This window comes from Amycolatopsis sp. (assembly GCF_036008905.1).
Taxonomy (GTDB): domain Bacteria; phylum Actinomycetota; class Actinomycetes; order Mycobacteriales; family Pseudonocardiaceae; genus Amycolatopsis.
The window spans coordinates 55,309-62,426 of sequence record NZ_DASYMU010000221.1 but is presented as its reverse complement, the minus strand read 5'-3'; the positions used below and the strand labels follow the sequence as shown (position 1 = coordinate 62,426).

The following is a 7,118-nucleotide window of genomic DNA, read 5'->3' as shown; positions in this document are numbered from 1 at the left end:
AGTGTTCTAACACTGTTACGCACTCACGACCCCAGCCACCTCGGCTGAGCGGCTGGGGAGTGGTGCTGGGCGTCATGGCATGCTTTGCCGCATGTTTGCGCTGCACCGGGACGAAAACAGGCAGAAACGCCGCGCGCCGGCGATCTGGCGGACGATGCTCAACATCGACCGCGGCCTGGTCAACATGCTCGGCCACCTCAAGGTCACCGGAGAAATCCCCGCTGACCTGCGGAGCCAGCCGTTGCTGATGACCCCGAACCACATCGGGAACTTCGACCCGTTCGTCATCATGGCGGCCTGCAAGCGAATCGGGATCAACCCGCGGTTCCTGCTGGCGGGCGGCATCCTGGACGCGCCCGTGATCGGCAAGGCCCTGCAGGCCAGCGGGCATCTGCGGATCGACCGCGCGCACGCGACCACGGCCGTCGGGCAGTTCGGGGAAGCGGTCCAGGCACTGCGCTCGACCAAGGACCCGATCGTCGTCTACCCCGAAGGCCGCATCAGCCACGACGCCGGGCTCTGGCCCGAGCGCGGCAAGACGGGCGCCGCTCGGCTCGCGCTCGGTGCCGGGGTGCCGGTCATCCCGATCAGCCAGTGGGGCGCGCACGAGATCGTCTACTGGGGCACCGAAGTCGTCAACGGCCCGGCCGACGTGCTGCCGCTGCTGAAGTCCGGGCTCAGCGCGCCGGTGCGGCGGCCGACGCTGCGCGTCCACTTCGGCGAGCCGGTCGACCTGTCCGAGGTCGAGCCGGAGCGGCCGGGTGCGGGTGTACGCGCGCACGCGAAGATCATGCAGGCCATCACCGACGGACTGGTCGAGCTGCGCCGCGACGAGCCGGACGTGCCGCGTTTCAACGACCCGACGCGCCCGACGGACTCCAAGAGCCCCTGGCTCCATTGAACGGAGTCCGGGATGTGGACGCCGGATGCACACCGCCCGGGCGGTGCATAGGGTCCGAAGGGTGAGCACACGCATTCTCGTCGTCTACTACAGCGCCACCGGCAACACCGCGAAGCTGGCGGAGTCACTGGCCAAGGGAGCCGCGGAAACCGGCGCCGAGGTCCGCGTCCGGACGGTCGCGGAGACGGCCCCGCCGGAAGCGATCGCCACTAACCCCCGCTGGCAGGCCTACGTCGACGCCGGGCCGCGCGCCGAACTCGCCACGCTCGGCGACCTCGAGTGGGCGGACGGGCTCGCGGTCGGCAGCCCGACCCGTTTCGGCGGCGCGGCGAGTCAGCTCAAGTCCTATTTGGACACCACAGGTGGCTTGTGGGCCAAGGGAAAGCTCGCGAACAAGGTGGCGACGTCGTTCACAACGGCGTCCACCGCACACGGTGGCCTGGAGTCCACGATCCTGGCGATCAACAACGTCTTCTACCACTGGGGTTCCATCGTGGTGCCGCTCGGCTACACCGCGGCGCATCTGATGGAGTCCGGCAACCCGTACGGCGGCTCGTGGGTTTCGCGCAAATCCGCCGAGCCCGACGACGTCGCCCTCCAGGCCCTCCACATCCAGGGCACCCGCCTCGCCACCATCGCCACCTTCGTCGCGGAAGGGCTGCGCTCCTCCGGGGTGTGAGGAAAGTCGTTTTCGTCGCGGCGGGGGCAGCACATACGCTCGCCGGGTGTCCATCGATGTCTCAGCTTCCCCGCAGGCCGGGCTGTCCCACCGCGCGCGGGGCACCGGCCTGATCCTGTGCGCCTCGGTGTTCTTCGGCACTTCCGGGGCGCTGGGCAAACCGGCGATGACCGCGGGCCTCTCCCCCGAACAGGTCGCGACGGCGCGGCTCGGGCTTTCGGCGCTGATGCTGCTGATCGGGGTCGCGCTCGTCAAGCCGGCGCTGCTCCGCGTGCGTCCCGGTGAGTGGAAACTCCTTGCGGCGTACGGGCTTTTCGGTGTCGCCGGGGTACAGCTGCTCTACTTCGTCGCCGTGTCGCGGATCCCGGTGGGGATCGCGATCCTGCTCGAGTTCACTTCGCCGGTGCTGATCGCGTTCTGGGTGCGGTTCGTCCGCAAGACGCGGCTGCCGCGCGCGATGTGGCTGGGGATCGCGCTCGCGATGGGCGGGCTGACGATGGTCGCCCAGGTATGGCAAGGCCTGCGTCTCGACGCGCTGGGCCTGAGCGCCATTTTCTGCGCGGCGTGCTGCTCCGCGGTCTACTTCCTGCTGGGCGAGCAAGGGGTCGCCACCAGGCATCCCCTCGGCATGGTCACCTGGGGCATGATCATCGGCGCGGTGGTGGTGTGCGTGGTGGCGCCGCCGTGGACGCTGCCGGTGTCCGTCCTCATCGGACCGGCGAAGTTCGGCCCGTGGCAGCCGCCGGTGTGGGTGCTGCTCGTCGCGCTGGCCCTGTTTTCGACCGTGATCGCCTACCTCGCCGGGATCACCGCGCTGAAGTACGTCTCCGCCTCCGTGGCGAGTGTTCTGGCGCTGCTGGAGCCGGTGGTGGCGACCGCGGCCGCGTGGGCGTTCCTCGGCGAAACCCTGACCTGGGTGCAACTCTTCGGTGCGGTGGTCCTTTTGGGAGGTGCGCTGATCGTTCAGCTCAACTCGCCGAAGCAGCACATCACGGCGGCTGAACCACTGCCCGGATAAGGTCGTGACCCGACTTGAGAAGGGGCACCATGCTCATCGTTTCCGGAAAGATCTACGTGGACCCGGCCGCACGGGAGAAGTACCTGGCGGACTGCGTCCAGGTCGTAGAGCAGGCACGCGCCACCGCAGGCTGCTTCGACTTCTCGCTGTCGGCCGACATCGTCGAGCCCGGCCGGATCAACATCTACGAGCGCTGGGACACCGACGAGCAGCTCCAGAGTTTCCGCGGCTCGGGCCCGAGCGATGAGCAGACCGCCGAGATCCTCGACGCCGACGTGGCGAAGTACCGCATCTCGACGGTCGAAGCGCCCTAGGCGAGCTTCCTCAGCTCGGCGATCTCGTCCTGCTGGGACCGGGAGAGCTTGCCCGCGAGTTCCCGCGCCCGCGGGTTCTCGCCGGCGGCGTTCTCCTGGGACGCCGTGTCGATCACCCCTTCGTGGTGACGGATCATCAGTTCCACGAACCGCTTGTCGTACGCCGTCCCGGAAAGCGCGGCCAACCCGCCGACGTCGGCATCGGTGACCTTGCCGGGGCGGTTGCCGTCGAGGCCCGGGTCCTCCGGCGGGCGCTGGCCCCAGGACTCCAGGAGTTCCGACGCCTGCGCGATCTCCGGCTCGTGGGTTTCGACGAACCGCTTCGCCCACGCTTTCAGTTCGGCGTTCGCGGCCCGGGAATCGGCTGAGGAGGCCAGATCCACGCCCTGCTGATGCTGCGACACGAGCTGCGCGGCGAAGGTCACATCCGGCTGGTCGAACGGCGCGGGTGATTGCGCGAGCGGCTGCGCGGACGGCTCCGGCGCCGCCCCGGCGTCCGGGTCGGAACAGCCGGCGAGGACCGCGGCCAGTGCGACGACGGCCACGGCGAACCGTCGAGGGATGCGAAGCATGGAGGGCTCCTCAAGAAGGTACGGCGAGTGCGGAGTCGGCTTAGGTTGGCAGAACGGCGAACCGGCACCGCGACGGGGGTCCCACTGACCACTGTGGACGGCTAATTGCCGCCGGACAGCTTGCTCAGCGCGCTGTAGAACACGTCGACGATCTTGCTCGGGTCGGCCGCGATGAACGCCTGGCCGCCGGTGGGCCGCGTGATCGCCTGCAGCTCGCTGTCGTCGACGTCCGGGCCGATACCGATGCCGACGACCGGGATCGGCCGCTTCGGGTCCTGCAGTTTGGCCAATTCGGCGAGGAGGTCGTCCCGGCTGATCCCGCCCGGGTCGTCGTTCTTGCCATCGGTCATGATCACGATGACGTTGAGCCGTCCCGGTTCCCATTCGGTGCGCGAGATCTTGTAGATCGCGAGCAGGCTGTCGTACAGCCCGGTGGCACCGTTGGCGTCCACCTGGATCGCGCGGAGCTGGGCGAGTCCGGTCCCGGCGAGGTGCTCCGCGACCGACTTCATCGGCAGGACTTCGCGGTAGTCCTTGTCCCCGTCGAGTTTCGTCGAGAATTCCCAGGTCCGGTTCCGGGTGGTGGGCTTGAACAGGGACATGCCCTTTTCCGCCGCTTCGAGCGTGAGCGCCATGCGGGTTTTGCCGGTGCCGGGGACCTCGTCGTTCATCGAGCCGGAGACGTCGATCAGCGTCTGCACCCGCGAGCTCAGGTTGATGCCCGCCCACTGGTTCAGGATCTTGTCGACGTCTCCGCTCGACGGCATCGGGGCCGTCTTCAGGCCGTCGTCGGAAACATGCGTGTCCGTGGACCGGTTGCGCAGCGCCTGCCCGCCCGCGGCCCGCAACCCCGCCTGCGCGACGGCGTCGGCACCGGCTTCCCCGACCAGCCCCCGCAGCAACGGGCCGACCTCGGCGAACTGGGCCGAAGTGGAGGAACCGAGCACGGCGAACGGGTAGTCCAGCGAAGGCGCGGCCGCCGAATACACCGCGACGAGCCCGTTCGCGGCCTGGTTGAGGTTGTGGCGCAGCAGCGAATTCTCCGAAGTCGGGAACACCGTGACGGGCGCCCCCGGCGAACTCGACCCCGGCAGCCGCGCGAAGAGGTCGGTCTCCACGGACTCGGTGTTCGGCGAGAAGCGCCGGAGCAGTGACGCGTACGCGGCGGCCGGATCCGCGCTCGTGTTCGCCGCGTCCTTCAGGCCGAACAACGCGGCCACCCCGACCGGGTCACGCGCCGGATCGGGCAATCCGGCGACGACACTGCCGTCCGACGCGTTCAGCACGTCCGCCCACGTGAGTGTCTTCGCGGGCCAGCCGAGGGTGTCGGCGATCTCCTGGTCGACGGCGAGCACCACCGGGGAACTCGCGACCGACGGCCCGGACTCGGGCACGTCCGTCGCACCGAGTTGCCGGGCGCGTTGCAACGCCAGCGTCGAATCGGGGATCCACACCTGCGGGCGGGCACTGCCGTCGGAGATCGCCAGGCTCTCCGCCAGCTGCGCCGAATCACGGGCCTGGACCTCGATGTGCACACAGTCCTTGGCGACGGCGGCCACCACCAGGGACACCGCGGGCACGATCTCGGGAGCGGCGGCGACGAGCACCTGGGTCGGTTCGACGCAGGTGGACCGGTCGCGGAAGACCGTGACGAGGGTCCACGCCCCGGCTCCCAGAAGGACAACCACACCGAGCGCGATCGAGGGCAGGAGGAGGCGTCTGGGTCTCGGCGTGGTCGAGTGTCGCCCCATAGGTGCGGCCTCCTGCTGACGCGGTGGCATCCAGGCTAGACGGAAAACGGTGAATGTCGTAGACCGAATACCCCGGTAATAATTACGCCGCGTGCAGGAACATTCCTCACCGGAATCGCTGCCATCCGGGGAAAAAGAACCGGGTCAGGTGCGGGAAAGCCGGCTCAGGGCCGTATAAAAGACGTCCATGATCTTGGCCGGGTCCTCCGCGATGAAGGTCTGGCCGCCACTGGGCGTGGTGATCTGGGCCAGTTCGGCCTCGTCCGCGCCCGGGCCGATCCCGACGCCGATGACGGGAATAGGCCGTTTCCAGTCGCCCAGCCGGGTCAGCTGGGTCCGCAGTTCCGGCAAGCCGATTCCGGCCGGGTCGTTGTTCCGCCCGTCGGTCATCACCACGACGAAGTTCAGCCTGCCCGGTTCCCATTCCTCGCGCGCCCGTTCATAAGCCGCCAATATGCTGTCGTACAACCCACATTGCCCCTCGGGTTTCGCCTTGATGGACCGCAGCTTCGTCAATGCCTCACCGGAAAGCTGTTCGCCCACCGGAGCCATCGGCAGCACCTCGGTGTAGTCCTTGTCCCCGTCCAGGTTCGTGGCGAAGGTCGAGATCCTGAGCTGGGTGGTGGGCTGGAACAATTGCAGGCCCTGTTCCGCCGCCTCCAGGGTGAGTTGCATGCGGGTCTTCCCGGTCGCGCCGACGGTGTTCATCGACCCGGACACGTCGATCAGCACCTGTACCCGCGCGCTCAGGCTGACCCCGGCCCATTGGTACAGCGCCTGTTCGACCTCCATGCTGAACGGCGTCTTGGCGGTTTGCAGGCCCCGGCGCCAGATCCGGTTGTCCGTCGTCTCACCGCGCAGCGCCTGGCCGCCGGCCGCCCGCAGGTCCACCCGCGCGACGGCGTCCGCCCCCGGCTTCCCCAGCATCGCGCGGACCAGCGAGTCGAGCAGAGTTTCCTGGTCCTTGGTCACGGAATTGAAGACGGCGAAGGGATAGTCCAATGTGGGCGCCGCGGAAGAGTACACCGCGACGAGCCCGTCCGTGCCCCGGTTGACGTTGTAGCGGATGACCGAATTCTCCGACGCGGGGAACACCGTCAACGCCGGATTCGGTGCGGCGGCACCGGGAAGCCGGGAAAAGAGGTCACCCTCCACCGAGGTGGTGTTCGCCGAGAACCGGCGGAGGACGGCTTGGCCGGCCGCTTCCGGATCAGGAGTGTCGCGCACCGCGTCGCGCAACCCGAACAACGCGGAGACACCGATGGAATCCCTTGCGGGGTCAGGCATTCCGGTGACGACACTGCCGTCGGCCACGTTCAGCACATCTGCCCACCGCAGGAACGCACGCCCCTTTCCGATCCCGTCGGCGATGTTCTGGGCGACCGCGAGGACAACCGGCGAGCTGGCGACCGACGGACCCGACTCCGGCACCTGATCGGCACCCAACTGCCGGGCGCGCCGCAAAGCCAGTGTCGAGTCCGGGATCCACGCCTGCGGCTGAGGCCTGCCGTCGGAGATCGCGAGGCTTTCCGCCACCTGGGCCGAATCGCGGGATTGCACCTCGATCCGCGCGCAGTTCGTCGCGACACCGTTCGCGACGGCCGACAACGCGGGCGCCATTTCGGGCGAAGCCGCCACCACGACCCGGGTCGTGGACGCACAACTGGCCGGGGCTCGCGCTATCGAGATGGCGGCCACCGTGCCGGAACCGACGAGCACCACGCTGCCCAACGCGGTTACGGTAAGAATCAGTCGCTTTCTTTGCCAGCCGTTCGAGTGCCGCCCCATTCAGCATGACCTCCCTGCCGATCGATACCGGAATCAGCGCAACACAGCACCGCCGCGAGAGGAACAGATATTCGCGGACGTCTGTGTCACGGATG

At 68.4% G+C, this 7,118-nt stretch carries 7 protein-coding genes; 4 read left to right on the top strand and 3 right to left on the bottom strand.

Features of this window, described 5'->3' with window-relative positions; all coding sequences use genetic code 11:
* Nucleotides 1-91 precede the first annotated feature (91 nt).
* The 4 genes from VGP60_RS36095 to VGP60_RS36080 all read left to right on the top strand — a co-directional run bounded on the left by VGP60_RS36095 (nt 92) and on the right by VGP60_RS36080 (nt 2,912).
* Entirely contained in the window at nt 92-901 is an 810-nt protein-coding gene (locus VGP60_RS36095; protein ID WP_327552685.1) for a lysophospholipid acyltransferase family protein, read from the top strand.
* 61 nt (nt 902-962) lie between these two features.
* Nucleotides 963-1,580: an NAD(P)H:quinone oxidoreductase gene (wrbA, locus tag VGP60_RS36090; RefSeq protein ID WP_327552684.1), complete on the top strand. Its 618-nt coding sequence runs from the start codon at nt 963-965 to the stop codon at nt 1,578-1,580.
* 46 nt (nt 1,581-1,626) lie between these two features.
* A complete protein-coding gene (locus VGP60_RS36085) occupies nt 1,627-2,598 on the top strand; it encodes an EamA family transporter (RefSeq protein WP_327552683.1) in 972 nt (323 codons plus the stop codon).
* A 29-nt stretch (nt 2,599-2,627) separates the two neighbouring features.
* A complete protein-coding gene (locus VGP60_RS36080) occupies nt 2,628-2,912 on the top strand; it encodes an antibiotic biosynthesis monooxygenase family protein (RefSeq protein ID WP_327552682.1) in 285 nt (94 codons plus the stop codon).
* On the opposite strand, the gene VGP60_RS36075 is transcribed toward VGP60_RS36080, so the two are convergent.
* The 3 genes from VGP60_RS36075 to VGP60_RS36065 form a co-directional block, all read right to left on the bottom strand.
* Nucleotides 2,909-3,484, bottom strand: coding sequence for a DUF305 domain-containing protein (locus VGP60_RS36075; RefSeq protein ID WP_327552681.1), 576 nt, complete (start codon nt 3,482-3,484; stop codon nt 2,909-2,911). The two genes, VGP60_RS36080 and VGP60_RS36075, sit on opposite strands and share 4 nt — an antisense overlap.
* Nucleotides 3,485-3,585: 101 nt before the next feature.
* Entirely contained in the window at nt 3,586-5,172 is a 1,587-nt protein-coding gene (locus tag VGP60_RS36070; RefSeq protein WP_327552680.1) for a substrate-binding domain-containing protein, read from the bottom strand.
* A 207-nt stretch (nt 5,173-5,379) separates the two neighbouring features.
* On the bottom strand, nt 5,380-6,957 hold the full coding sequence (locus VGP60_RS36065) for a VWA domain-containing protein (protein WP_327552688.1): 1,578 nt from the start codon (nt 6,955-6,957) through the stop codon (nt 5,380-5,382).
* Nucleotides 6,958-7,118 lie beyond the last annotated feature (161 nt).

Excerpts from the sequence above, each read along its gene's own strand:
- VGP60_RS36075 (WP_327552681.1), bottom strand. The coding sequence starts at position 3,484 with ATGCTTCGCATCCCTCGACGGTTCGCCGTGGCCGTCGTCGCACTGGCC.
- VGP60_RS36095 (WP_327552685.1), top strand. The coding sequence starts at position 92 with ATGTTTGCGCTGCACCGGGACGAAAACAGGCAGAAACGCCGCGCGCCG.
- VGP60_RS36080 (WP_327552682.1), top strand. The coding sequence starts at position 2,628 with ATGCTCATCGTTTCCGGAAAGATCTACGTGGACCCGGCCGCACGGGAG.